The organism is Streptomyces sp. GL_148, assembly GCF_057834205.1.
Genome location: NZ_CM174396.1, coordinates 1,508,166 through 1,533,251 on the forward strand (window position 1 = coordinate 1,508,166; position 25,086 = coordinate 1,533,251).

The following is a 25,086-nucleotide window of genomic DNA, read 5'->3' on the forward strand; positions in this document are numbered from 1 at the left end:
TCTTCCCGCTGCAACCCACCGCACCGACCAGCGCCGCGCAGAGGAACACGGCCCCCAGCACACGCAGCAACGATCGGGGCACGTTCCAAAAGATCATGCACCGATCGTGCCAAATATCCGATTCGCCCGCGAATCGCGCGGTGTCTTCAGAGGGCGGACATCTTGGTGTACGGGCTCAGAATGCGCTTGCGGACCTCAGGCCCGAATTCAACGAGGACAGCGATCCCCTCCTCAACGGCGACGACACGGCCGAGGCCGTGCTCATCGTGAGAAACCCGGTCGCCGACGCTGAAGTGCCGGAGCGGCGCTTCCACGGGGGCCTTGAACGGGCTGGACGGCAGATGGCGGCGAGGTACTGCGGACTTTGTCATTGCACCCAGTATGCGCCCAGCAGGCCGTCGAACGGTCCGCCGTTCGGATCTCAATTCCGGCACCATCCGCATCGGCGAACCTCACGCGCCCGCGTTTGACCGGCATTCGCCCGGACAATCGGACCAATCCGAACAATCACTCGTCGGGGTCGGCCCGCTCCAGTGCGGGCCTGCGGCCGGGCTCCGATTCGGTCAGCAGGTAGTCCGCGACGGCGGTGTCGGTGACCAGACTGGTCACGAGCCCCGAGCGCAGCACGGCCCCGATCGCGGACGCCTTGCGCAGCCCGCCGGCGATGGCGACGACCTCGGGGATCCGGCGCAGCCGGTCCGCCTCCACGGTGATGCACCGCTCGCCGAGGTCCCGCCCGACCCGGCGCCCCTCGGAATCAAACAAATGGGCGGACATTTCAGCCGCGACACCCAGCGAGGCGTAGTGCGCCCGCTCCTCGTCGCTCAGCATGTCGTGGACGGTCGAGATGCCCGGCTCCCAGGACCCGATGGAGACGGCGGCGACCGTCACCTTGTCGAAGTACTCGAAGGCCCGCGCGATCCCCGTCTGGCTCCGCAGGGCGGCCGCGGTGGCCGGATCCGGCAGCAGCATCGGCGCGTAGATCGGGTGGGCGTCTCCGCCGGACACCTGCGCGGCCCTGCGCACGGCCTCCACGGACCCGCGCTCGGCCGTACCGGCGTCGTACACCCCCGTCAGCTGGACGACGGTGCACGGAGGCAGCCGGTGCAGGGAGGCGGCCATGTGGATGGTCGACCGCCCCCACGCGAGGCCGAGCACATCCCCCTCGTTGACGAGCTCACCCAGCAGATCGGCGGCTACGGCACCCAGGTTCTCCGGGTCCGGCGCGTCCTCGGTGGCATCGGCGGGGGACTCCACGACCACGGCGTGCCGCAGCCCGTACCGGGCGCGCAGCGCGTCGGAGCGCTCCGCGTCCAGCTCGGCCGGCACGCGGATCTCGATGCGTACGAGGTCGCGCTCCAGAGCGGTCTCCAGGACCCGGGCCACCTTGAAGCGGCTCACGCCGAACTCCTCGGCGATCTGGATCTTGGACTTCCCCTCCAGGTAGAAGCGGCGCGCCATGGCCGCCGCCTGCACCAGCTCCGCGGGTCCCATCCGCAGGGCTGACCGTCCCGCCGACATTGCAGACACCGCGTTCTCCTCACTGCTGTTCACACTCTCGACTCGCCGTTCATCCTGTCAGATCCGACGGCCGTTGATCAGCCTGGACAGCTCCCGTTCACCGAGCTGTTCACCAAGCCTTGGTTCAGTGGTTGCAAGCCCAGGGCGCGGCGGCGATCGCCGCACCCGCCTGGTCACGCAGCGTGCGTACGGCTGCCGCCGGATCGACCGCTCCGTAGACCGCACTGCCCGCCACGAAGACGTCCGCGCCGGCCTCCGCGCACCGCTCGATGGTCGTGGCGGAGACGCCTCCGTCGACCTGCAGCCACAGCTCCAGACCGTGCTTGGAGATCAGCTCCCGGGTGCGGCGGATCTTGGGCAGCATGATGTCGAGAAAGGGCTGGCCGCCGAAGCCGGGCTCCACGGTCATGATCAACAGCATGTCGAGCTCGGGAAGGATGTCCTCGTACTGCTCGATCGGCGTCGCGGGCTTCAGCGCCATGGCCGCCCGCGCCCCCTTGGCCCGGATCTCCCGCGCGAGCCGCACGGGCGCAGCGGCGGCCTCGGCATGGAACGTCACGGAGCCCGCACCCGCCTCGATGTACTCAGGGGCCCAGCGGTCGGGGTCCTCGATCATGAGGTGCAGGTCGAGCGGAATGTCCGTCGCCCGGCTCAACGACTCCACGATCGGCACGCCGAGGGTGAGGTTCGGGACAAAGTGATTGTCCATGACGTCGACATGCAGCCAGTCTGCCCCCTGAACGGCCTTCGCCTCCTCGGCGAGCCGGGCGAAGTCGGCGGACAAGATGCTGGGATTGATCTGAACGGCCATGCCCCAAGCGTGCCATGCCGCCAACGCCTTCCGGCCACTACCCCAGAAGTGGGGACGGGGGACGGGTTTCAGTGGCTACGGGAGGGGCGGTCCGGGCCACCAGCCCACCCCCGCCCCCACCCCTCACGACGGGTCCCCATACCGCGCCGCAACCGCCGCCGCCCGGTCGCGCAGCAGCGTGCGCAACGACTGCGGAGCCAACGCCTCCCCATCCATGCCGAGCTGCCACAGGGCCCATTGGGCATGTCGTGAATCCTGGAAGGTCACCTCCAGGCGCAGCCAGCCGTCTGCGTCGGCGTCGGGCTCTTCCGCGCGGACCGCCAGTGCGGTGTTCAGCAGGTCTTCCCGCCGCGCCGGGTTCACCCGGACCAGCACGGCGATGTGATCGCCGCCGGAGAGGAACTGCGCGGAGCGTTCCCGCCAGATCCGGTCCAGATCGACCCGGTTCGGTCGCTGCGCCGCTTCGGGGAGTTCCTCGGCGGCCAGCACGCGCGACAACCGGTAGGTGCGGTCCTCGCCGGCTCTCGTGGCCAGCAGATAGCCCCGGTCCCGTACGGTGACCAGCCCGATCGGGTCCACCGTGCGCCACTGCGGCGTCCCGCCCGTGGCCGCGTAGTGGATCCGCAGCTTGCGTCCGGCGAGCACCGCGCGCCGGACCTCGATCATCGTGGATCCGGGCACCTCTTCGGCGACCAGCCGGCGCGAGAGCAGGTCGCCCTCCGGGTCGACGAGAAATCGCTGGGCCGCGTCGCTCGCCGTGGCCCGGTGGCTTTCGGGCAGCGCGTCGACCACTTTCCGCATCGCCGAGGCGAGCGCCGAGCCCAGGCCGAACACCTGCTCACCGCGCCCCGATCCGGCGGCCAGCAGGGCAAGGGTCTCTTCGTGGTTCAGGCCGGTGAGCTCGGTCCGGAATCCGGGAGACAGCACGAAACCACCGTGCCGGCCGCGTTCCGCGTAGACCGGGACCCCGGCTGCCGACAAGCCCTCGATGTCGCGCAGCACCGTACGGGTGGATACCTCCAGCTCGCGGGCCAGCGTGTCCGCCGTCAGCCGACCGCGCTGACGCAACAGCAGCACCAGCGAGACCAACCGGTCTGCGCGCATGCAAAAACTTTATCGGAATACACGACAGAGGGTGTCGTGATTCCTTGCGAGGCTCGTCAACAGAACAAGCGGCGGCAATCGAGCCCACACACCACGCACCCACCACCCCGATGGAGACCCGACATGGCAACGCAGCGAACCGCAGTCAACCCGGTGACATGGTCGGTCGAGATGGGCTTCAACCAGGGCGAGGTCGTCTCCGGCCACACCCGGACCTTGTACCTCTCGGGGCAGACCGCGATGAACGCCGACGGAAAGCCCGAGCACGACGGTGACATGGCGGCGCAGCTGGCGCTGAGCATCGACAACGTGGAGGCCGTGCTCGTCGAGGCCGGCATGTCCCTGGCGAACCTCATCCGCCTCAACGTCTACACGACCGACGTCGACCTGCTCTTCCGGCACTACGGCGAGCTGGCAGGGCGGCTGGGAGCCGCCGGGGTGGCGCCGACCACCACGATGCTCGGCGTGACACGGCTGGCGATCCCCGGCCAGCTGGTGGAGCTGGAGGGGACCGCCGTCGCCTGACGCAACCGCGCGGCCTCCCCTACCCGGCCCCCACCCAGTCCCGTACCCGTCCCGCTACCCGGTCCGGCGGATCAGCGCCAGATACATCGCGTCCGTCCCGTGCAAGTGCGGCCACAGCTGCACGTCCGGGCCGTCGCCCAGCGCCGGGACCTCCTGCATGTACGGTCGCGCGTCGATCAGTTCCGCCGCGATCGGGGCCGCACCCGCGCCCCGTCCCTTGAGGACGTCCTCCACGACCACCCGGGTCTCCGCCAGGTGCGGAGAGCAGGTCGCGTAGCCCACGACGCCGCCCACCCGGACGGCCGACAGGGCCTCGCGCAGCAGCCCGCGCTGGAGCGGCGCGAAGCTCTCCAGGTCCTCCGGCCGGCGGCGCCAGCGCGCCTCCGGCCGGCGGCGCAGTGCGCCCAGGCCGGAGCAGGGCACGTCCATCAGGACGCGGTCGAAGGAACCCGGCAGCCACGGTGGGCGCGTTCCGTCGGCGGTGATGACCTGGTACGGGCCGGGGTTGCCGGCGAGCGCCCGCTCGACCAGGCGGGCCCGGTGGGGCTGCTTCTCGGAGGCCAGCAGGAACGCCCCGCGCTGAGCGGCGAGCGCCGCGAGCAGCGCCGCCTTGCCGCCCGGGCCCGCGCAGCCGTCCAGCCAGCGCTCGTCGCGGCCCTCGACCGGGACGGCCGCCAGGGCCATCGCCACCAGCTGGCTGCCTTCGTCCTGAACACCGGCGCGGCCCTCGCGCACCGCCTCCAGTGCACCCGGTTCGCCACCCTCGGCCATCCTGACCGCGTACGGGGACCAGCGCCCGGGCAGCGCCGAGTCCTCGCCCACCGCTTCCAGCAGCTCCTGCGCCGTGGACCGCCCTGGCCTCGCCACGAGCGTGACCTCGGGCCGCTCGTTGTCGGCCTCCAGCAGGTCCTCGATCCCGGCGCGGCCGCCGCCCAGCGAGTCCCACAGGGCGCTGACGACCCACCTCGGGTGCGAGTGGAAGACCGCGAGGTGTTCCTCGGCGTCGTCCTCGTACGCCGGGGCGACCTTCTCCAGCCACCCCTCCAGGTCGTGCGCGGAGATCTTGCGCAGCACCGCGTTGACGAACTTCGCCCGCCCGTCCCCGAGCACCACCCGGGCCAGCTCCACGCTCGCGGACACCGCCGCGTGGGTGGGGATCCGGGTCCCGAGCAGCTGGTGCGCGCCGAGCGAGAGCACGTCGAGCACCGGCGGGTCGACCTCGCGCAGCGGCCGGTCGATGCAGGCCTTGATGACCGCGTCGTACGTGCCCTGGCGGCGCAGGGTCCCGTACACGAGCTCGGTGGCCAGCGCCGCGTCCCGCGCCTGGAAGGTCTCGTCCTTGCGGGCCTTCTTCAGCAGCGGCGGCAGCACGAGGTTCGCGTACGCGTCACGCTCGTCCACCGCCCGCAGCACCTCGAAGGCCAGCATCCGGACGGGGTCCTTCTTGGGCCTGCGATACGGCTTGGCCGTCTTGGCCGGCTTGCTACGAGGCTGCTCGCTCACGTGAAAGGTGCTCCGGGGGTTACGGGAAGAACTGCAAGAACAAAAGAGGAAAGAGAGGAAGGAGAGGAAACGCGAATAACTACGAAAATCAGCCTACGTCGACCCCGCCGCCCAAGCGCTCACCAGGAGCGATCCGCACCCCGCGCGCCCAGTCGGCGGCCTTCATCGGCTTCTTGCCCTGCGGCTGCACCCAGAGCAGCTCCACGGCGTGCGAGCCGGTGCCGACGTAGACGTTGTTCTTGGCCACGCTCAGGTCGCCCGGCTTCAGGTCGGTCCGGTCCGCGACGAGCCCGACCGAGACCAGCTTGAGCCGCTCCCCCCGGAACACCGTCCAGGCGCCCGGCGCCGGGGTGCAGCCGCGCACCAGCCGGTCGACGCGCATCGCGGGCGCGTTCCAGTCGACCCGGGCGTCCTCGACGGTGATCTTCGGCGCGAGCGAGATCCCGTCGGCGGGCTGCTCCACCGCGCGCAGGGTGCCGTCCTCGATGCCGTCCATCGTGGCGACCAGCAGCCCTGAGCCGGCGAAGGCGAGGCGGGTCAGCAGGTCGCCGCTGGTGTCGGTGGGCCGGATCTCCTCGGTGAGGATCCCGAAGACCGGGCCGGTGTCCAGCCCCTCCTCGATCCGGAAGGTGGAGGCACCGGTGACCTGGTCCCCCGCCATGATCGACTGCTGCACGGGCGCGGCACCGCGCCACGCGGGCAGCAGCGAGAAGTGCAGGTTGACCCAGCCGTGCTTCGGAATGTCCAACGCGCCCTTGGGAATCAGCGCACCGTACGCGACCACCGGACAGCAGTCGGGCCCGATCTCCCTCAATCGGGCCTGGAAGTCCGGGTCGCGCGGCCGGGCGGGCTTGAGCACCTCGATGCCGGCTTCCTCGGCGCGCTCGGCCACGGGGCTGGCGACGAGGCGACGGCCTCGGCCGGCGGGCGCGTCGGGCCGGGTGACGACGGCGGCGACCTCGTGGCGCCCGGAGGCGATCAGAGCGTCCAGGGCGGGCACGGCGACCTCGGGGGTGCCTGCGAAGACGAGCTTCACTGGGGTCTACCTCGCTATCTCGGCTGTCAGCAGCACATCAGTCTATGGTCTGTCCGCCCACGGTCCCACCTGCGCCGAGTTGCCCGCCCGAGGGGGCGTACGCACACACGCGCGCTCCTCGCATATGCCGACACGCCCCCACAGCGTGACCTGCCCACCGGGTAGCGCGTTGGTCAAGAGAGATTGACCGAAACGGGCCGCGAAACAGAACGGTGTCTGCGGCCCTATCCGCTCTTCAGCACCGGTTCGAGAGGCTTCTTCATGGCCGACCACGCCACCCACGACGCCCAAGCACGGGCCAGCCTGCACCTCCTGGTGCGGGACATCGAGCGGGTTCGCCGGCAGGTGGATGCTCTGCGTACGCTCACCGCCCAGCTCGGCAACGTCTACCGCCCGCGCCGCTCAGGCCCTTCCACGGGCTTCGTCGTCTACGGCCGGGCACCCGCGCCCACCGTCCGCCTCGCCCAGGAGCTGCGGGACAGCGTCGAGACGCTGGTCACCGCCGCGGTGGACTTCGACCGCTCGCTCGGCTTCTCGTGGGACGCGGTCGGCTCGGCGCTCGGCGTCACCAAGCAGGCCGTCCACCGGCGCTACGGGGCCCGCCGGGCGCAGAGCGCCGAGCCCGGCAGCGCCGAGCGGGAGCCGCTGACCGAGGGCACGACGACCCGGACCCTGGGGCCCCTGCCCACCGTCCCGGCAGCGCGCTCGGTGCCGCCGCAGCCGGTGCGCGAGGAGGCGGGCGCGTCCCGCCCCGCCGCCTTCCCCGGCCCCCGCAACGGCTGACCCACCGCCGCCGGGACGCCGACCCCCGACGGCCGGCCCCCGGCGGAGCGCCCCCAGGGCCGCCCCGCCGGGGGCTCCGTCGTTCCCGGCACAGGGAAGGAACCGGGAGGAACAGATGGAGTTCCCCTACCCGCCCTCGCCCGTTCCCCGGGCTCCGCCCGGACCCCGGTCCTCGGGCGCAGCCAATTCAGCCGTCCGGCGTCTGAGGACCGGGGTCTGGGCGCAGCCCCAGGGGGTCCGGGCGCAGCCAATTCAGCCGTCCGGCGTCTGAGGACCGGGGTCTGGGGCGGAGCCCCAGGGGGTCCGGGCGCAGCCCGGTACCCCTTCCAGCCCGTCCGGCGCTGAGGACCGGGGTCCGGGCAACGCCCGGCTGGGGGTCCCCCCGGACGGAGTCTGGGGGGATGGTGGAAGGGCGGGGAGGGGACTTCTGCCCCGCGCAGCGGCAAGGGTCGCAGCGGGGACTCCGCCCCGCAGGCCCATCCGCCCGGACCCGCCCAGGGCGGACGAAGCCGGCCCGGCCGCGCCACGCGAGGCAGGCTCAGCCGATGTCCAACGGATCGATCCGGATCCGGACCGCCTCCGCCGCCGGAACCCCCCGCGCCATCCGGGCCACCTGCGCACCCTTCAGCGCAGCTGCCAGCGCAGCCCCACTGCCCGGCGGGACCCGGACCAGCGCCCGCTCCCCCGCGGACGGCTCCCCCCGCCGCCCGGGCAGCGGCACCGGCCCCAGCACCTCCGCGTCCGGCGGCAGTCCGGCCCCCGCCAGGAAGGCTTCGACGGCCTCGGCGCTGCCCGCGGCGACCGCCGCCATCCGGGAAACCGGCGGGAACCCGAGCTGCGCCCGCTCCGCGAGCTCCCGTACCGCGTGCCCGACGGGATCCCACCGCACCAGCGCCTGGACGGGCCGCAGCGTCGGCTCGGCGACGACCACCACCTGCCCGTCCCCCCGTACCAGCGAGGCCGCCGCGAGCCACCGCCGCAGCGCGTCCTCGCTCGCCCGCAGGTCGGGCCGGCTGAGCATGGCCCAGCCGTCCAGCAGCAGCGCCGCCGCGTACCCGGCGCCCGCCGCGACCGGCTCGGCGCCGGGCGTGGACACCACCAGCGCGGGCCCGTCCGGCACCTCGTCCAGGATGTGGTCGCGCCCGGAGGTCCGTACGGGGACGGCGGGGAAGGCCCGCCCCAGCTCCTCGGCGGTCCGCCGCGCGCCCACCACCTGGGCCCGCAGCCGGAACGATCCGCACTCTTCGCAGTGCCAGGCCGGCTCGGCCCGCCCGCACCACCCGCAGTGCAGGTCCCGCGCGTCGGGCGCCTCCAGCGGCCCCGCGCAGGCCGTGCACCGCGCCGGCGTCCGGCACCGCTCGCACGCCAGCCGGGGCACGTAGCCGCGCCGGGGCACTTGGACGAGCACGGGCCCGGTCTTCAGGCCCTCCCGTACGGTCTCCCACGCGAGGCTCGGCAGCCGGGCGGCCCGCGCGGCCCCGTCCCGGGCCAGCAGCTCGTCGCCGACGGTCCGGATCCGGGGCGCGTACGTGCGTACCGTCTCGCGGTCGGCGACCAGCGGCCGGGCCCAGCCGGACTCGACGAGCTGCGCGGCCTCCACCGTGCAGCTGGTGCTGCCCACCAGGAAGGCGCAGCCGTCGGTGACCGCGCGCAGTTCCAGTACCTCCCGCACGTGCGGGAAGGGGGCGTGGACGTCGCTGTGGCTGGAGTCGCCGTCGTCCCAGACGGCGACGAGCCCGAGGTCCCGTACGGGAGCGAACATCGCCGCCCGGGTGCCGACCACGGCCCGCACCGAGCCCCGGCTGACGGCCAGCCACTGGCGGTAGCGCTTCTCCGGCCCGGACTCGGCGGTGAGCAGGGCGTGCCGCCCCTCGCCGAGCAGGGCGGTGAGCGCCGCGTCGACACGGGCGGCGGTGCGCCCGTCGGGGACCACCGCGAGGGCGCCGCGTCCGGAGGCGAGGGTGGCGGCCATGGCGCGGGCCAGCTCGTCGGCCCAGCCGGGGCCGGGCAGGGCCGTCCACACGGCGCGCGGGGTTCCGCCGCCCGCCAAGGCCCGCAGGAAGCCGGGGCCGGCTCCGTACCGCTCCCAGCCGGCGGGCTCGGGCGCGGCGGGCGGGGGCAGCGGGTCGGGGGACGGTTTGGCCTCGGCGCGGGCGCTGCGCGCGGGCAGCGCGAGCTGGAGCACGTCGGCGAGGCTGCCGGCGTACCGGTCGGCGACGGCGCGGGCGAGGGCGAGCATGCGGGGGCCGAGCACGACCTCGGGCGAGACGACCTGGGCGAGGGCCGCGAGGGCTCCGTTGTAGTCGGACTCGGCGCGGCGCTCGATGACGAAGCCGTCGATGAGCCCGCCGCCCTCGCGGCGGCCGCCGTGCACCCGGTGGGAGCCCGCGCCGAAACGGACCCGGACGCGGACACCGGGCTGGGCGGACTCGGAGAGTTCGGCGGGGACGGCGTAGTCGAAGAGCCGGTCGAGGTGGAGCACGCCCTTGTTGACGAGGACCCGGGCCACGGGCAGTTCCTCGGCCACGGAAGCCCCGCGCCAGGTCCGCGGCTTGGCCTTGGGCGCCTTGGCCTTCGCCTCGGCGACCATCTCCCGCATCAGCGCGAGCTGCTCCGGCGGACCGCCCGGCGCGCTCCGCTCCCCCATGTCATCGGTGCTGCTCACACCCGCATTCTTACCAAACCCCACCGACAACGGCGGACGGGGCGCCGCACGCGGACGGCCCCGGACCACGAGGGTCAGGGGCCGTCCGTCGATCAGGCGGGTCCTACAGGCCGACAGCGGTACGCAGGGCGTCCACGCGGTCGGTGCGCTCCCAGGTGAAGTCCGGCAGCTCGCGGCCGAAGTGGCCGTAGGCGGCGGTCTGGGCGTAGATCGGGCGCAGCAGGTCGAGGTCGCGGATGATCGCGGCCGGGCGCAGGTCGAAGACCTGGCCGATGGCATTCTCGATCTTCTCGACGTCCACCTTGTGCGTGCCGAAGGTCTCCACGAACAGACCGACGGGCTCGGCCTTGCCGATCGCGTACGCGACCTGGACCTCGCAGCGCGAGGCCAGACCGGCGGCGACCACGTTCTTGGCGACCCAGCGCATGGCGTACGCGGCGCTGCGGTCGACCTTGGACGGGTCCTTGCCCGAGAAGGCGCCGCCGCCGTGACGGGCCATGCCGCCGTAGGTGTCGATGATGATCTTGCGGCCGGTCAGGCCGGCGTCGCCCATCGGGCCGCCGATCTCGAAGCGGCCGGTGGGGTTGACCAGCAGGCGGTAGCCCTCGGTGTCGAGCTTGATGCCGTCCTCGACGAGCTGGTTCAGCACGTGCTCGACGACGAACTCGCGGATGTCCGGGGCGAGCAGCGAGTCCAGGTCGATGTCCGCCGCGTGCTGCGAGGACACGACGACCGTGTCGAGGCGGACGGCCTTGTCGCCGTCGTACTCGATGGTGACCTGGGTCTTGCCGTCGGGACGCAGGTACGGGATGGTCCCGTTCTTGCGGACCTCGGACAGCCGCTTGGAGAGGCGGTGCGCGATGTGGATCGGGAGCGGCATGAGCTCGGGGGTCTCGTCGCAGGCGTACCCGAACATCAGGCCCTGGTCGCCGGCACCCTGCTTGTCGAGCTCGTCCTCGTCGCCCTCGACGCGCTTCTCGTAGGCGGTGTCGACGCCCTGCGCGATGTCCGGGGACTGCGCGCCGATGGACACCGAGACGCCACAGGAGGCGCCGTCGAAGCCCTTCTTCGAGGAGTCGTAGCCGATCTCGAGGATCTTGTCGCGGACGAGCTGCGCGATCGGGGCGTACGCCTTCGTCGTCACCTCTCCCGCGATGTGGACGAGACCGGTGGTGATGAGGGTCTCCACGGCGACGCGCGAGGTCGGGTCCTCGGTGAGGAGCGCGTCGAGAATGGTGTCGCTGATCTGGTCAGCGATCTTGTCGGGGTGACCCTCGGTCACAGACTCCGAGGTGAAGAGACGACGGGACACAACGCTCCCTGGGGTTGCAGCGGCTGCTGGCTGAAATATTGGTGGAACCACATCGGAGGCTGCGCCCGATCACGTTCCGGCTGCAGTTTATCGGTCGCCACCGTTCGCCGGACCACCCGTCTCGCCCTGTGGGAGCCGTGTGACCTGCGACACTCCATTCTTACCCAAGGATCAGCCTGCGGAAAGGGCCTCCGCTCAGGCGCGTCGCGCGCCGATGCGCGGTGCCACCTGATCCCAAATCACGTCTGCGAGCGATTCCTTCGGACCGTAGGGGACGGCGAGCTCACTCCCATCGGAGGACAGGATGACCGCTTCGTTCTCCTCGGAACCAAAGGTCTTCGCCTCACCCACCTCATTGACGACGAGAAGATCACACCCCTTGCGGAGGAGCTTGCTCCGCCCGTTGGCGAGTACGTCGTCGGTCTCGGCGGCGAAACCGACCACGACCTGACCCTCCCGGGCGCGGTCGGCGGAAATCTCCGCGAGAACGTCCGGATTGCGTACGAGGGCGACGGGAGCGGGCTCCTGCCCGTCCTTCTTCTTGATCTTCCCGCCCGCGTACTCGGCCGGCCGGAAGTCGGCCACGGCCGCGGCCATCACCACCGCGTCGGCGTCCGCGGCCGCCTTGAGCACGGCCTCGCGCAGCTGCAGGGCCGTCCCGACCCGTACGAGGTCCACCCCGGCCGGGTCCGCGAGCGCGGTGTTGGCGGAGATCAGGGTGACCCGGGCCCCGCGGGCGACCGCGGTACGGGCGAGGGCGTAGCCCTGCTTGCCGGAGGAGCGGTTGCCGAGGAAGCGAACCGGGTCCAGCGGTTCGCGCGTACCGCCCGCGCTGATCACCACGTGCCGGCCGGCGAGGTCGGGCTCGACCACCCCACGGGCAAGGCCGTGCCTTCTCAATACGTTCACGCACACTTCGAAGATCTCTTCGGGGTCGGGCAGCCGTCCCTTGCCGGTGTCCTTGCCGGTGAGGCGGCCGACGGCCGGCTCGATGACCACGGCGCCGCGCCGGCGCAGCGTGGCCACGTTCTCCCGGGTGGCCGGGTGCTCCCACATCTCGGTGTGCATCGCGGGTGCGAACACCACGGGGCAGCGCGCGGTGAGCAGCGTGTTGGTGAGCAGGTCGTCGGCCAGCCCGTGGGCGGCCTTGGCCAGCATGTCGGCGGTGGCCGGGGCCACGACGACGAGATCGGCGCCCTGCCCGATGCGTACGTGCGGCACCTCGTGGACGCTCTCCCAGACCTCGGTGGAGGCCGGGTTCCCGGAAAGGGCGGCCCAGGTGGCCTCCCCGACGAAGTTCAGCGACGCCGCCGTCGGCACCACGCGTACGTCGTGCCCGGACTCGGTCAGCCGGCGCAGCAGCTCGCACGCCTTGTAAGCGGCGATCCCGCCGCTGACTCCGAGCACGACCTTCGGCTTACCCACCACACACGCCCCTTCGGCTGATGACCGCAGTCACACCTGCACGACACCTATGACACCTATGACACACCACAGGCCCGGCAGATGTTCTGCCGGGCCTGTGGTGAAAGGAAACTCGTGCCTTACTGAGCCGGGGCCTCGATGGCCTCGGAGGTCAGCAGACCCGCGTTGATCTCGCGCAGCGCGATCGAAAGCGGCTTCTCGTGGACGTGGGTGTCCACCAGCGGGCCGACGTACTCGAGCAGGCCCTCACCGAGCTGCGAGTAGTACGCGTTGATCTGACGCGCGCGCTTGGCCGCGTAGATCACGAGGCTGTACTTCGAGTCCGTGGCCTCGAGCAGCTCGTCGATCGGCGGGTTGATGATGCCCTCGGGCGCAGTAATGGAAGAGGACACGCTCTACCTTCCGAAGATGGGGTAAGACCTAAAAGTGTCGGATTCAGACCGTCCAGACCGGTTGAACACCGGTCAACGATCAGACGACATTCATCAACGTTAGCAGCTCGCGCGCCACGTCCTCGACCGAGGTGTTGACCAGGGTGGTGTCGAACTCGGATTCGGCAGCCAGTTCGATCTTGGCGGCGCCGAGCCGACGCTCGACGACCTCCGCGGTTTCGGTGCCCCGGCCGGTGAGCCGGCGGACCAGCTCGTCCCAGCTCGGAGGAGCCAGGAAGACCAGCTGTGCCTCGGACATGGACTCGCGTACGAGCCGTGCGCCCTGGAGGTCGATCTCCAGCAGGACCGGCTCGCCGTTCTCCAGGCGTTCCAGCACTGCGCCGCGCGGTGTGCCGTAGCGGTTGCCCGCGAACTCGGCCCACTCCAGCAGCTCGCCATTGGCGATCAGCTTGTCGAACTCGTCGTCGTTGACGAAGAAGTAGTGGACTCCGTGTCGCTCACCGGGCCGCGGCTTGCGGGTGGTGGCCGACACCGAGAGCCAGACCTCGGGGTGAACCTTGCGCATATGCGCGACGACCGTGCTCTTGCCGACCCCCGAAGGGCCGGAGAGCACGGTCAGCCGCGGACGAACCTCTGCTGCCATAGAGCGATTATCCAGCTTCTCGGGACTGCCTGAGAACGCCGGGAGAACTTCGGACGACGCCTTAGGCGGCGTTGCCCCCGAACTCACGCTCCAGAGAGGCGATCTGGTTGGAACCGAGACCTCGGACACGCCGGGACTCGGAGATGCCGAGGCGCTCCATCAGCTGCTTGGCTCGCACCTTGCCGACGCCAGGCAGGGACTCCAGGAGAGCGGAAACCTTCATCTTGCCGATGACGTCGTTCTCCTGCCCCAGCTTGATGACGTCGTGCAGGGAGGCGCCGGAGTGCTTGAGTCGATTCTTCACCTCGGCCCGCTCCCGGCGAGCCGCGGCGGCCTTTTCGAGCGCTGCTGCGCGCTGTTCAGGGGTAAGGGGCGGAAGAGCCACGCCTACGTCACCTCGGATGTCGAACTGTCGGATACGGACCAGTGGAATGCCTGAAGGCATCACACCAGGCGAGCGCCCGAACAGCGGTGGTGCTCGATCGCTGCTCGTTGACTCTGCTCGGAGACTAGCGGCCATGACCGCTCCAGTCAGCGAGAACGGACGAAAAGTCCTGGTCAGCCTCCGCTGAACGGTACATCACGGACAAACCACCCCGGATTTGTCCGGTGAAAGACGTTCGAATTTCGTCAGAGAGTGCGATGAGCCACTCCGACGGCGTCCTCGAACGCCCCGAAACCGCGTGCGGCGAGTGCCGCGCGCAGGTCGTCGCGGATCCGCAGGGGCGCGGACGGGTCGTTGAACAAGGCGGTCCCCACCGCCACGCCCGAAGCACCGGCGAGCACGAATTCGAGCGCGTCCCGGCCGGAGGCGATCCCGCCCATCCCGAGGATGGGGACCCGCCGGACGGCCCCGGCCAGCATCGCGCCGTGGACCTGATGGACGCAGCGGACGGCGACGGGCCGGATCGCCGGACCCGAGAGGCCTCCGGTGACCCCGGCGAGGGCCGGGCGCATGGTGTCGGTGTCGATGGCCATCCCGAGGACGGTGTTGATCACCGAGAGCCCGTCGGCGCCCGCTTCCGTACAGGCGGCCGCGATGTCGGTGATCCGCGTCACATCGGGGGTCAGCTTGGCGTAGACGGGCAGTGCGGGGTCGGCCGCCGCCTTGACCGCCGTGACCACCTCGAAGGAGGCGTCGGCGTCGCAGGCGAAGACGAGGCCGCGGTCCGCGACGTTCGGGCAGGAGATGTTCGCCTCGATACCGACCACGCCGGGCTGCCCGGTCAGCCGGGCGGCCGCCTCGGCGAACTCCTCCGTCCGCTCCCCCGCGACCGATACGAGCACCCGTGCCCCGCGCTCGGCCAGCCAGGGCAGCTCGTGCTCGACGAAGTGGTCGATGCCGGAGCCCTGGAGTCCGATGGAGTTCAGCATCCCGCTGGGGGTCTCGGCCATCCGCGGAGTGGCCCGGCCGGAGCGGACGTACGGCATCACCGTCTTCGTGGTGATGGTGCCGAGCTCGTGCAGGGGCGTGAAGCGGTGCAGCTCCCGACCGTAGCCGGCGCATCCGGAGGCGGTGGAGACGGGGTTGGGGAGGGTGACGTCGCCGCCGAGGGGTGCGGACATGTCCACGTCCTCCGGGTTCAGAGGATTCACCGGTCGCTCGCCTTCGGGGTCATGGCGGCAGCGCCTTCGAGGTCGTCGGGCAGGGTTCCGGCGGCGTCCCAGCGGACGGTGGTGCCGTCGAAGACGGGTCCGGATGTGCAGGAGCGAAGGAAACGGGTGACGCCACCCGGGCCGGTGACGGGCAGGACGCAGCTCATGCAGATCCCGATCCCGCAGGCCATGGCCTCCTCGACGGCGGTGTGGCTGGCGGCTCCGGCGGCGGTGGCGATCTCCGTGACGGCCTTGAGCATGCCCATCGGGCCGCAGGAGTGGACCTCGGTGGCTCCGGTCACCGTGATGGCCTCGGGGAGCACGTCGGTGACCCGTCCCCGTCGTCCCGCCGAACCGTCGTCGGTGACCACGTACACGTGCTCGGCGAGGGCCTCGGCCCGGTCGACCCCGAACAGCCGGTCCTCGGTGGCCGCGCCGAGGACGAAGGCGACCCGGCCGCCGCGCCCGAGGATCTCCTCGGCGAGGGCGAACATCGGGGCGCTGCCGTAGCCGCCGGCGACGAGGACCGCGCCGACCGGGCCGTCGGGGAGCGGGAAGGGGGTGCCGAGGGGGGCGATCAGGTCGACGGTGTCCCCGGGCCGGTGCGCTGCGAGCGCCCTGGTCCCGCGGCCTGCCTCGGCGAAGACGAACTCGACGGTGCCGGTGTCGGGGTCGGCGCGGTGGATGGAGAAGGCGCGGCGGAGCAGTGTGCTCGCATCCCGGCCGCCGATGGCGAGGGCGCCGAAGTGGCCGGGGCGGACACCGGTGACGCCGGGGGCGTCGAGGACCAGGTGGTGGTAGGCCCCGACGGGCGTGATCCGCCGGATCGTGGCGACGGTCTGTACTGGGGGCACGCGGGGCGCTCCGTCCGGGGTAGGGGCCGTGACCCCCCACCCCATGATCGTCCGGGCCCACCCCGCACCACACCGGTCCGAAGCCCTGACCCTCCGGGCCGTACGCCCTGCCCCCGGCCCGCGCCACGGACTCCCACTGCGCGGGGCAGAGTCCCCGCCCCGCCCTTCCACCATCCCCCAGACTCCGTCCGGGGGGACCCCCAGCCGGGCTCTGCCCGGACCCCGGTCCTCAAGCGCCGGACGGGCTGGAAGGGTGCCGGGCTGCGCCCGGACCCCGCGCCTCAAACGCCGGCGGGGCTGGAATTGCCCTGCGGGCAATCCAGCCCGCCATGGCGTGCGCGCAGAGGCTGACGCCGGCCAAAATCCAGCCCCTCCGGCGTTTGAGGAGCGGGGGTCCGGGGGTTGGCCCCCGGCAACGGCGCCGCACGCGGCAGCGGGTCCGGGGCGGAGCTCCGGGGAACGGTGGAAGGGCGGGTAGGGGACCAGCCCCGCGCAGCGGGGTGTCTGCTACGCCGCCACGGCGGTGCGGATCTCGTCCGCGAAGGTCCGGGCGGCAGCCCTGAGCGCAGCCGCGTCCGGCCCGTGCTTCAGGACGCCCCGCGACACGTTCGGGACGACATTGCGGACGGCCGAGCCGAACACCGCCGGGAGGTCCGCCGCGGTAGCGCCCTGCGCCCCGATGCCGGGGGCCAGCAGCGGCCCGTTGATGTCCAGGTCGAAGGAGGACAGGTCCCCGAGGGTCGCCCCGACCACGGCTCCGAAGGAGCCCATCGGGGAGGCGCCCGCGTTCTCCGCCGCCAGGTGCGCCAGCATCGTCGCGCCGATCGACCGGCCGTCCGACCGCACCGCCCGCTGCACCTCCGCACCCTCCGGATTGGAGGTCAGGGCCAGGACGAACAGACCGGCTCCCGACTCCCGCGCCAGCTCCACCGCGGGGGCGAGCGAGCCGTAGCCGAGGTACGGGGAGACCGTCAGCGCGTCGGAGAAGAGCGGCGAGGAGGGCGAGAGGAAGGTCTCCGCGTACGCGGCCATCGTCGAGCCGATGTCACCCCGCTTCGCGTCCATGACGACCAGCGCGCCCGCCGCACGGGCGTCGGCCACCGTCTGCTCCAGTACCGCGATCCCGCGCGAGCCGAACCGCTCGAAGAACGCCGCCTGCGGCTTGAAGACCGCGACCGAGTCGGCGAGCGCCTCGACGACCGTGCGGGAGAACTTCTCCAGGCCCGCGATGTCGTCGTTCAGGCCCCAGGAGGCGAGCAGCGCCGCGTGCGGGTCGATGCCCACGCAGAGCGGCCCGCGGGTGTCCATCGCCTCGCGCAGCCGCGTACCGAAGGGGATCACAGGAGTCGCAGAGGTCACAGGGCGGCCTTTCGGGTTTCCGCGCCCACCGCTTCGGCGAGCGTCGCGTACGGGCTGGCGGCCAGGCGCGCGGCCAGGCCCTTGTGGATGGCGCGGGCGTAGCAGGGGCCCTCGTAGATGAAGGCGCTGTAGCCCTGGACCAGGGTCGCGCCGGCCAGGATCCGCTGCCAGGCGTCCTCGGCGTTCTCGACGCCTCCGACGCCGACCAGGACCAGCCGGTCGCCGACGCGGGCGTACAGCCGGCGCAGGACCTCCAGGGAGCGCTCCTTGACCGGGGCGCCGGACAGGCCGCCGGTCTCCTTGATGAGCGAGGGGTCGGACTTCAGGCCCAGGCCCTCGCGGGCGATCGTCGTGTTCGTCGCGATGATGCCGTCCAGGCCCAGCTCCAGGGCCAGGTCGGCGACCGCGTCCACGTCCTCGTCCGCGAGGTCCGGCGCGATCTTGACGAGCAGCGGGACCCGCCGGTCGGTGACGACGCGGTCCGCGGCCTCGCGCACGGCGCTCAGCAGGGGCCGCAGCGACTCCGTGGCCTGGAGGTTGCGCAGGCCCGGGGTGTTCGGGGAGGAGACGTTGACGACGAGGTAGTCCGCGTGGCGGGCGAGGCGCTCGGTGGAGGCGACGTAGTCCGCGACGGCCTCCTCCTCGGGGACGACCTTGGTCTTGCCGATGTTGACGCCGACGACGGTCTTGAAGACCGGCACTCGGGCCGCCAGGCGGTCCGCCACGGCCGCCGAGCCCTCGTTGTTGAAGCCCATGCGGTTGATCAGCGCGCGGTCCGGGACCAGCCGGAACAGCCGCTTCTTCGGGTTGCCGGGCTGGGGCTCGGCGGTGACGGTGCCGATCTCGATGTGGTCGAAGCCGAGCATCGACATGCCGTCGATGGCGACGGCGTTCTTGTCGAAGCCGGCCGCGAGCCCGAAGGGGCCGTGCATCCGCAGTCCGAGGGCCTCGGTGCGCAGGGCCGCGTACCGGGGTGCCAGGTAGGCGGCGACGAAGGTGCGCAGGACCGGGGTGCGGGCCGCGAGGCGGATCCAGCGGAAGGCCATGTAGTGGGCCTGCTCCGGGTCCATGCGCTTGAAGACCAGGTTGAAGAAGGTTTTGTACATCGTGCAGGAGTTCCCTTGTCCGCTCATGAAGCTCATGAAGAGGGGGACGACCGTCGCGCATCGCGCTGGACGGTGTCCCCCTCCCCTCTACGGGCCGTACGGGCTGTTGGATCCCTGGCGGGGACCTAGTCGCGGGCCGCCGTCAGCCGCTGCGCGTGCTCCTGGAGCGAGCGGACGCCCACGTCCCCGCGGTTGAGCGCGTCGATGCCCTGGACGGCCGCGGCGAGCGCCTGGACCGTGGTGAGGCACGGGACTCCGCGCGCCACGGCGGCCGTACGGATCTCGTAGCCGTCGAGGCGGCCACCGGTGCCGTACGGGGTGTTGACGATCAGGTCGACCTGGCCGTCGTGGATGAGCTGGACGATGGTCTTCTCGCCGTCCGGGCCCTCGCCCTCGCTGAGCTTGCGCACGACGGTGGCGTTGATGCCGTTGCGGCGCAGGACCTCGGCGGTGCCGGAGGTGGCCATCAGCTCGAAGCCGTGGGCGACGAGCTCGCGCGCCGGGAAGATCATCGTGCGCTTGTCGCGGTTGGCGACCGAGATGAAGGCGCGGCCCTTGGTGGGCAGCGGGCCGTAGGCGCCGGCCTGCGACTTGGCGTACGCCGTGCCGAAGACGGAGTCGATGCCCATGACCTCGCCGGTGGAGCGCATCTCCGGGCCGAGGACGGTGTCGACGCCGCGGCCGTGGATGTCGCGGAAGCGCGACCACGGCATGACGGCCTCCTTGACGGAGATCGGCGCGTCGAGCGGCAGGGTGCCGCCGTCGCCGGTCTTCGGGAGCATGCCCTCTTCGCGGAGCTCGGCGATGGTGGTGCCGAGCGAGATGCGGGCGGCGGCCTTCGCGAGCGGTACGGCGGTCGCCTTCGAGGTGAAGGGGACGGTCCGGGAGGCGCGCGGGTTGGCCTCCAGGACGTAGAGGATGTCACCCGCCATCGCGAACTGGATGTTGATCAGGCCGCGGACGCCGACGCCCTTGGCGATGGCCTCGGTGGAGGCGCGCAGCCGCTTGATGTCGTAGCCGCCGAGCGTGATCGGGGGCAGGGCGCAGGCCGAGTCGCCGGAGTGGATGCCGGCTTCCTCGATGTGCTCCATGACGCCGCCGAGGTAGAGCTCGGTGCCGTCGTAGAGGGCGTCGACGTCGATCTCGATCGCGTCGTCGAGGAAGCGGTCGACCAGCACGGGGCGGGTCGGCGAGATCTCGGTGGACTCGGCGATGTACGAGGACAGCCGGTCCTCGTCGTAGACGATCTCCATGCCGCGGCCGCCGAGCACGTACGAGGGGCGTACGAGGACGGGGTAGCCGATCTCGTCGGCGATGGCCTTGGCGCCGGCGAAGGTGGTGGCGGTGCCGTGCTTGGGGGCGGGCAGGCCGGCCTCGGCGAGGACCTGACCGAAGGCGCCGCGGTCCTCGGCGGCGTGGATGGCCTCCGGCGGGGTGCCGACGACGGGGACGCCGTTGTCCTTGAGCGCCTGGGCGAGGCCCAGGGGGGTCTGGCCGCCGAGCTGGACGATGACACCGGCGATGGGGCCGGCCAGCGATTCGGCGTGGACGATCTCCAGCACGTCTTCGAGCGTCAGCGGCTCGAAGTACAGGCGGTCGGAGGTGTCGTAGTCGGTGGAGACGGTCTCCGGGTTGCAGTTGACCATCACGGTCTCGTAGCCGGCGTCGCTGAGGGCGAAGGAGGCGTGGACGCAGGAGTAGTCGAACTCGATGCCCTGGCCGATGCGGTTCGGGCCGGAGCCCAGGATGATGACCGCGGGCTTCTCGCGCGGGGCGACCTCGGACTCCTCGTCGTACGAGGAGTAGAAGTACGGGGTCTTCGCGGCGAACTCGGCGGCGCAGGTGTCGACCGTCTTGTAGACCGGGCGGATGCCCAGCGCGTGGCGGACCTCGCGGACGACGTCCTCGCGCAGGCCGCGGATCTCGGCGATCTGGCTGTCGGAGAAGCCGTGGCGCTTGGCCTCGGCGAGCAGCTCGGGGTGGAGCTTGTCGGCGGCGGCCAGCTCGTCCGCGGTCTCCTTGATGAGGAAGAGCTGGTCGACGAACCAGGGGTCGATCTTCGTGTACTCGAAGACCTCTTCCTGGGTGGCGCCGGCGCGGATGGCCTGCATGACGGTGTTGATGCGGCCGTCGGTGGGGCGGACCGCGGTGGCGAGGAGCTCCTCCTTGTCGCCGGTGGGGCCGACGAAGGTGAACTGCGAGCCCTTCTTCTCCAGCGAGCGCAGGGCCTTCTGCAGGGCCTCGGTGAAGTTGCGGCCGATGGCCATGGCCTCGCCCACCGACTTCATGGTGGTGGTGAGGGTGGCGTCGGCCAGCGGGAACTTCTCGAAGGCGAAGCGCGGGGCCTTGACGACGACGTAGTCGAGGGACGGCTCGAAGGAGGCCGGCGTCTTCTCGGTGATGTCGTTGGGGACCTCGTCGAGCGTGTAGCCGATGGCCAGCTTGGCGGCGATCTTGGCGATCGGGAAGCCGGTGGCCTTCGACGCGAGCGCCGAGGAGCGCGAGACGCGCGGGTTCATCTCGATGACGATGACGCGGCCGTCGACCGGGTCGATCGCGAACTGGATGTTGCAGCCGCCGGTGTCGACGCCGACCTCGCGGATGATCGCGATGCCGATGTCGCGGAGCCGCTGGTACTCGCGGTCGGTGAGCGTCATCGCCGGGGCGACGGTGATCGAGTCACCGGTGTGGACGCCCATCGGGTCGAAGTTCTCGATGGAGCAGACGACGACGACGTTGTCCTTGGTGTCGCGCATCAGCTCCAGCTCGTACTCCTTCCAGCCGAGGATGGACTCCTCCAGGAGCACCTCGGTGGTCGGGGAGAGCATGAGGCCCTGGCCGGCGATGCGGCGCAGCTCTTCCTCGTTGTGGGCGAAGCCGGAACCGGCGCCGCCCATGGTGAAGGAGGGGCGCACGACGACGGGGTAGCCGCCGAGGGTGTCGACGCCCTGGATGATGTCGTCCATCGTGTGGCAGATGACCGAGCGGGCGGACTCGCCGTAGCCGATCTTGGCGCGGACGGCTTCGACGACGCCCTTGAAGAGGTCGCGGTCCTCGCCCTTGTTGATCGCCTCGACGTTGGCGCCGATGAGCTCGACGCCGTACTTCTCCAGCACACCCTGCTCGTGCATGGAGATGGCGGTGTTCAGCGCGGTCTGGCCGCCGAGGGTCGGGAGCAGCGCGTCGGGGCGCTCCTTCGCGATGATCTTCTCGACGAATTCGGGGGTGATCGGCTCGACGTACGTGGCGTCGGCGATCTCCGGGTCGGTCATGATCGTGGCGGGGTTGGAGTTCACCAGGATCACCCGCAGGCCCTCGGCCTTGAGGATGCGGCAGGCCTGGGTCCCGGAGTAGTCGAACTCGGCGGCCTGGCCGATGACGATCGGGCCGGAGCCGATGACCAGGACGGACTGGATATCGGTGCGCTTAGGCACGATCGGCCTCCATCTGGGCGGTGTTCATCAAAGACGTGAAGCGGTCGAAGAGGTACGCGGCGTCGTGCGGGCCGGCGGCGGCTTCGGGGTGGTACTGGACGGAGAAGGCCGGCTGGTCGAGCAGCTGGAGGCCTTCCACGACGTTGTCGTTCAGGCAGACGTGGGAGACCTCGGCGCGGCCGTAGGCGGTCTCCGAGACCTTGTCGAGGGGCGCGTCCACGGCGAAGCCGTGGTTGTGCGCGGTGATCTCGACCTTGCCGGTGGTGCGGTCCTGCACCGGCTGGTTGATGCCGCGGTGGCCGTACTTCAGCTTGTAGGTGCCGAAGCCGAGCGCGCGGCCCAGGATCTGGTTGCCGAAGCAGATGCCGAACAGCGGGGTCTTGCGGGCGAGGACGCCCTGCATGACGGAGACCGCGTGGTCGGCGGTGGCCGGGTCGCCCGGGCCGTTGGAGAAGAACACGCCGTCGGGGTTGACCGCGTACACGTCCTCGACGGTGGCGGTGGCGGGGAGCACGTGCACCTCGATGCCGCGCTCGGCCATCCGGTGCGGGGTCATGCCCTTGATGCCGAGGTCCACGGCGGCGACGGTGAACTTCTTCTCACCGATCGCGGGGACGACGTACGTCTCCTTGGTGGAGACCTCGGCGGAGAGGTCGGCGCCCTTCATCTGCGGGGCGGCCTGGACCTTGGCCAGCAGCGCCTCGTCGCGCACGCCCTCCCAGGCCTCGCCCGAGAAGATGCCGACGCGCATGGCACCGCGCTCGCGCAGGTGGCGGGTCAGGGCGCGGGTGTCGATGCCGGAGATCCCGACGACGCCCTGCTTGACGAGTTCCTCGTCCAGCGAGCGCACCGAGCGCCAGTTGGAGGGGACGCGGGCGGGGTCGCGTACGACGTACCCGGCGACCCAGATGCGGGAGGACTCGGGGTCCTCGTCGTTGACGCCGGTGTTGCCCACGTGCGGGGCGGTCATCACGACGACCTGCCGGTGGTACGACGGGTCGGTGAGGGTCTCCTGGTAGCCGGTCATGCCGGTGGAGAACACGGCCTCGCCGAAGGTCTCCCCCACAGCGCCGTAGGCGCGGCCGCGGAAGATCCGACCGTCCTCCAGGACGAGTACGGCGGGAGCTTTGGCTGCTCCCCTGGTGGAGGTCGTCATCGTTCGGCGCCTTCCGTCGTGGTGATTGAGTGGTTCATGAGGTTGATCGCTTCGACCCAGGCGGCGTGTTCCGCCGCGCGGTCGGAGCGGAATCCGGAGTCGATCAGCCTGTCGCCGTGCGCCCATGTGACGACGAGGAGACCGCCCTCGGTGAGTACCTTGCCCGCGATTCCCTTGTCGAGGCGGGCGCCGCGCAGCTGCGCGGCCGGTACGAAGAAGTCGGTGGCACCCGGACGGACCACGTCGAGGCCCGCATCGGTGAGCGTGAGCTCGACCCGGCTGCGGACACCCAGTCCGTGGGCGACGATCCGGTCGAGCCACTGCCCGGCGGTGGTGGACCCGTGGTACCGGCCGGTCAGGGCCAGCCGGTGCTCGGGGAGACCGCCGGGGGCGGCGGGCAGCTCCAGCAGATCGCTCTGCAGGGTGCCGCGCCATTTCCAGCCCTGCCGCATCAGCCAGTACACGAACGCGATGAAGACGAGCAGACCGATCACCCACGCGATGCGGGCGCCCCAGTCCGTCACCTCCGCCGACTTCTGTGTCGCCTCGGCGGCCAGTTGGATTACTGCAGGTGTCACGCCAGCGTCCCGTCCACGACCGTTGCCCGGCCCCGCAGGAAGGTGTGAGTGACGCGCCCCGGCAGCTCACGGCCCTCGTAAGGCGTGTTGCGGCTGCGGGAGGCGAAGTGTGCGGGGTCCACGACACCACGGTACGAGGTATCGACCAAGGTCAGGTTCGCGGGTTCACCTGCCGAGACGGGGCGTCCGTGGTTCGGAAGGCTGCCGATGCGCGCCGGGGCGAAGGACATCCGCTCGGCGACGCCCGCCCAGTCGAGCAGTCCGGTCTCCACCATCGTCTGCTGGACGACGGAGAGCGCGGTCTCCAGGCCCACCATGCCCATGGCGGCGGCGGCCCACTCGCAGTCCTTGTCCTCGTGCGGGTGCGGGGCGTGGTCGGTGGCGACGATGTCGATCGTGCCGTCGGCGAGCGCCTCGCGCAGGGCCAGGACGTCGGCCTCGGTGCGCAGCGGCGGGTTGACCTTGTAGACCGGGTTGTACGAGCGCACGAGCTCGTCGGTGAGGAGCAGGTGGTGCGGGGTGACCTCGGCGGTGACGTCGATGCCGCGGGACTTGGCCCAGCGGATGATCTCGACGGAGCCGGCGGTGGAGAGGTGGCAGATGTGGACGCGGGAGCCGACGTGCTCGGCGAGCAGGACGTCGCGGGCGATGACCGATTCCTCGGCGACGGCCGGCCAGCCGCCGAGGCCGAGCTCGGCGGAGACGATGCCCTCGTTCATCTGGGCGCCCTCGGTGAGGCGGGGCTCCTGGGCGTGCTGGGCGACGACGCCGCCGAAGGCCTTCACGTACTCCAGGGCGCGGCGCATGATCACGGCGTCGTCCACGCACTTGCCGTCGTCGGAGAAGACGGTGACGCGGGCGGCGGACTCGTGCATGGCGCCCAGCTCGGAGAGCTGCTTGCCCTCCAGGCCCACGGTGACGGCGCCGATCGGCTGTACGTCGCAGTAGCCGGACTCCTTGCCCAGGCGCCACACCTGCTCGACGACGCCGGCGGTGTCGGCGACGGGGAAGGTGTTGGCCATGGCGAAGACGGCGGTGTAGCCGCCGGAGGCGGCGGCGCGGGTGCCGGTGAGGACGGTCTCGGAGTCCTCGCGGCCCGGCTCGCGCAGGTGGGTGTGGAGGTCGACGAGGCCGGGGAGGAGGACCTGGCCCGCGGCCTCGATGACGGTCGCGTCGCCGGCGTCGAGGTCCGTGCCCACGGCGGCGATGGTCTCGCCGTCGATCAGGACGTCCTGGACGTCGCCACCGAGTACCTTCGCGCCACGGATAAGGATCTTGCTCAT

22 protein-coding genes are annotated in these 25,086 nt (G+C 71.4%); 2 read left to right on the forward strand and 20 right to left on the reverse strand.

Annotation, left to right across the window (positions count from 1 at the left end; all coding sequences use genetic code 11):
- Nucleotides 1-146 precede the first annotated feature (146 nt).
- The 4 genes from AC3IYI_RS06865 to AC3IYI_RS06880 form a co-directional block, all read right to left on the reverse strand.
- Complete coding sequence (locus AC3IYI_RS06865) at nt 147-371, reverse strand: hypothetical protein (protein ID WP_243334368.1); 225 nt, start codon at nt 369-371, stop codon at nt 147-149.
- Between the two features lie 136 nt (nt 372-507).
- On the reverse strand, nt 508-1,521 hold the full coding sequence (locus AC3IYI_RS06870; RefSeq protein ID WP_489411453.1) for a sugar-binding transcriptional regulator: 1,014 nt from the start codon (nt 1,519-1,521) through the stop codon (nt 508-510).
- A gap of 124 nt (nt 1,522-1,645) precedes the next feature.
- The gene (gene rpe / locus AC3IYI_RS06875; protein ID WP_489409353.1) at nt 1,646-2,332 is read right to left on the reverse strand and encodes a ribulose-phosphate 3-epimerase; all 687 of its coding nucleotides are present in this window, start codon (nt 2,330-2,332) and stop codon (nt 1,646-1,648) included.
- Nucleotides 2,333-2,455: 123 nt separating this feature from the next.
- Nucleotides 2,456-3,436: a helix-turn-helix transcriptional regulator gene (locus AC3IYI_RS06880; protein ID WP_489409354.1), complete on the reverse strand. Its 981-nt coding sequence runs from the start codon at nt 3,434-3,436 to the stop codon at nt 2,456-2,458.
- A gap of 123 nt (nt 3,437-3,559) precedes the next feature.
- Between AC3IYI_RS06880 and AC3IYI_RS06885 the strand changes: the two genes are divergently transcribed.
- Nucleotides 3,560-3,961 (forward strand): RidA family protein, encoded by a 402-nt coding sequence (locus tag AC3IYI_RS06885; RefSeq protein WP_489409355.1) that lies wholly within the window; start codon nt 3,560-3,562, stop codon nt 3,959-3,961.
- 54 nt (nt 3,962-4,015) lie between these two features.
- Here AC3IYI_RS06885 and AC3IYI_RS06890 read toward each other — a convergent pair whose 3' ends face one another.
- Both AC3IYI_RS06890 and fmt read right to left on the reverse strand, forming a co-directional pair.
- Entirely contained in the window at nt 4,016-5,464 is a 1,449-nt protein-coding gene (locus tag AC3IYI_RS06890; protein WP_489409356.1) for an RsmB/NOP family class I SAM-dependent RNA methyltransferase, read from the reverse strand.
- Nucleotides 5,465-5,552: 88 nt separating this feature from the next.
- Nucleotides 5,553-6,500: a methionyl-tRNA formyltransferase gene (gene fmt, locus AC3IYI_RS06895; protein ID WP_489409357.1), complete on the reverse strand. Its 948-nt coding sequence runs from the start codon at nt 6,498-6,500 to the stop codon at nt 5,553-5,555.
- A gap of 261 nt (nt 6,501-6,761) precedes the next feature.
- Here fmt and AC3IYI_RS06900 point away from each other — a divergent pair, with 261 nt between their 5' ends.
- Nucleotides 6,762-7,283, forward strand: coding sequence for a hypothetical protein (locus AC3IYI_RS06900; protein ID WP_489409358.1), 522 nt, complete (start codon nt 6,762-6,764; stop codon nt 7,281-7,283).
- A 538-nt stretch (nt 7,284-7,821) separates the two neighbouring features.
- On the opposite strand, the gene AC3IYI_RS06905 is transcribed toward AC3IYI_RS06900, so the two are convergent.
- From AC3IYI_RS06905 to AC3IYI_RS06970, 14 genes are all read right to left on the reverse strand, one after another.
- On the reverse strand, nt 7,822-9,930 hold the full coding sequence (locus AC3IYI_RS06905; protein WP_489411454.1) for a primosomal protein N': 2,109 nt from the start codon (nt 9,928-9,930) through the stop codon (nt 7,822-7,824).
- Between the two features lie 121 nt (nt 9,931-10,051).
- A complete protein-coding gene (gene metK, locus AC3IYI_RS06910; RefSeq protein ID WP_327251764.1) occupies nt 10,052-11,260 on the reverse strand; it encodes a methionine adenosyltransferase in 1,209 nt (402 codons plus the stop codon).
- 195 nt (nt 11,261-11,455) lie between these two features.
- Nucleotides 11,456-12,685 carry a bifunctional phosphopantothenoylcysteine decarboxylase/phosphopantothenate--cysteine ligase CoaBC gene (gene coaBC, locus AC3IYI_RS06915; protein WP_489409359.1) on the reverse strand — a complete coding sequence of 410 codons (1,230 nt, stop codon included), beginning with the start codon at nt 12,683-12,685 and terminating at the stop codon, nt 11,456-11,458.
- 119 nt (nt 12,686-12,804) lie between these two features.
- Nucleotides 12,805-13,077: a DNA-directed RNA polymerase subunit omega gene (rpoZ, locus tag AC3IYI_RS06920; protein WP_004948662.1), complete on the reverse strand. Its 273-nt coding sequence runs from the start codon at nt 13,075-13,077 to the stop codon at nt 12,805-12,807.
- Between the two features lie 79 nt (nt 13,078-13,156).
- Nucleotides 13,157-13,720 carry a guanylate kinase gene (gene gmk / locus AC3IYI_RS06925; RefSeq protein ID WP_478689580.1) on the reverse strand — a complete coding sequence of 188 codons (564 nt, stop codon included), beginning with the start codon at nt 13,718-13,720 and terminating at the stop codon, nt 13,157-13,159.
- Between the two features lie 61 nt (nt 13,721-13,781).
- Nucleotides 13,782-14,105, reverse strand: a complete 324-nt coding sequence (mihF, locus tag AC3IYI_RS06930) for an integration host factor, actinobacterial type (RefSeq protein ID WP_243334344.1) — start codon at nt 14,103-14,105, stop codon at nt 13,782-13,784.
- 245 nt (nt 14,106-14,350) lie between these two features.
- Entirely contained in the window at nt 14,351-15,286 is a 936-nt protein-coding gene (locus AC3IYI_RS06935) for a dihydroorotate dehydrogenase (protein ID WP_489409360.1), read from the reverse strand.
- Between the two features lie 26 nt (nt 15,287-15,312).
- Entirely contained in the window at nt 15,313-16,170 is an 858-nt protein-coding gene (locus tag AC3IYI_RS06940; protein ID WP_489409361.1) for a dihydroorotate dehydrogenase electron transfer subunit, read from the reverse strand.
- Between the two features lie 507 nt (nt 16,171-16,677).
- Complete coding sequence (gene pyrF / locus AC3IYI_RS06945) at nt 16,678-17,478, reverse strand: orotidine-5'-phosphate decarboxylase (RefSeq protein WP_489411455.1); 801 nt, start codon at nt 17,476-17,478, stop codon at nt 16,678-16,680.
- Between the two features lie 47 nt (nt 17,479-17,525).
- Nucleotides 17,526-18,635, reverse strand: coding sequence for a quinone-dependent dihydroorotate dehydrogenase (locus tag AC3IYI_RS06950; RefSeq protein ID WP_489411456.1), 1,110 nt, complete (start codon nt 18,633-18,635; stop codon nt 17,526-17,528).
- A 125-nt stretch (nt 18,636-18,760) separates the two neighbouring features.
- Nucleotides 18,761-22,069 (reverse strand): carbamoyl-phosphate synthase large subunit, encoded by a 3,309-nt coding sequence (gene carB, locus AC3IYI_RS06955; RefSeq protein ID WP_489409362.1) that lies wholly within the window; start codon nt 22,067-22,069, stop codon nt 18,761-18,763.
- Nucleotides 22,062-23,225 (reverse strand): glutamine-hydrolyzing carbamoyl-phosphate synthase small subunit, encoded by a 1,164-nt coding sequence (carA, locus tag AC3IYI_RS06960; protein ID WP_489409363.1) that lies wholly within the window; start codon nt 23,223-23,225, stop codon nt 22,062-22,064. The genes carB and carA overlap by 8 nt, the downstream gene beginning before the upstream one ends.
- Nucleotides 23,222-23,803, reverse strand: coding sequence for a PH-like domain-containing protein (locus AC3IYI_RS06965; protein WP_489409364.1), 582 nt, complete (start codon nt 23,801-23,803; stop codon nt 23,222-23,224). Before AC3IYI_RS06965 ends, carA begins: the two co-directional genes overlap by 4 nt.
- Nucleotides 23,800-25,086 (reverse strand): dihydroorotase, encoded by a 1,287-nt coding sequence (locus AC3IYI_RS06970; protein ID WP_399452857.1) that lies wholly within the window; start codon nt 25,084-25,086, stop codon nt 23,800-23,802. Before AC3IYI_RS06970 ends, AC3IYI_RS06965 begins: the two co-directional genes overlap by 4 nt.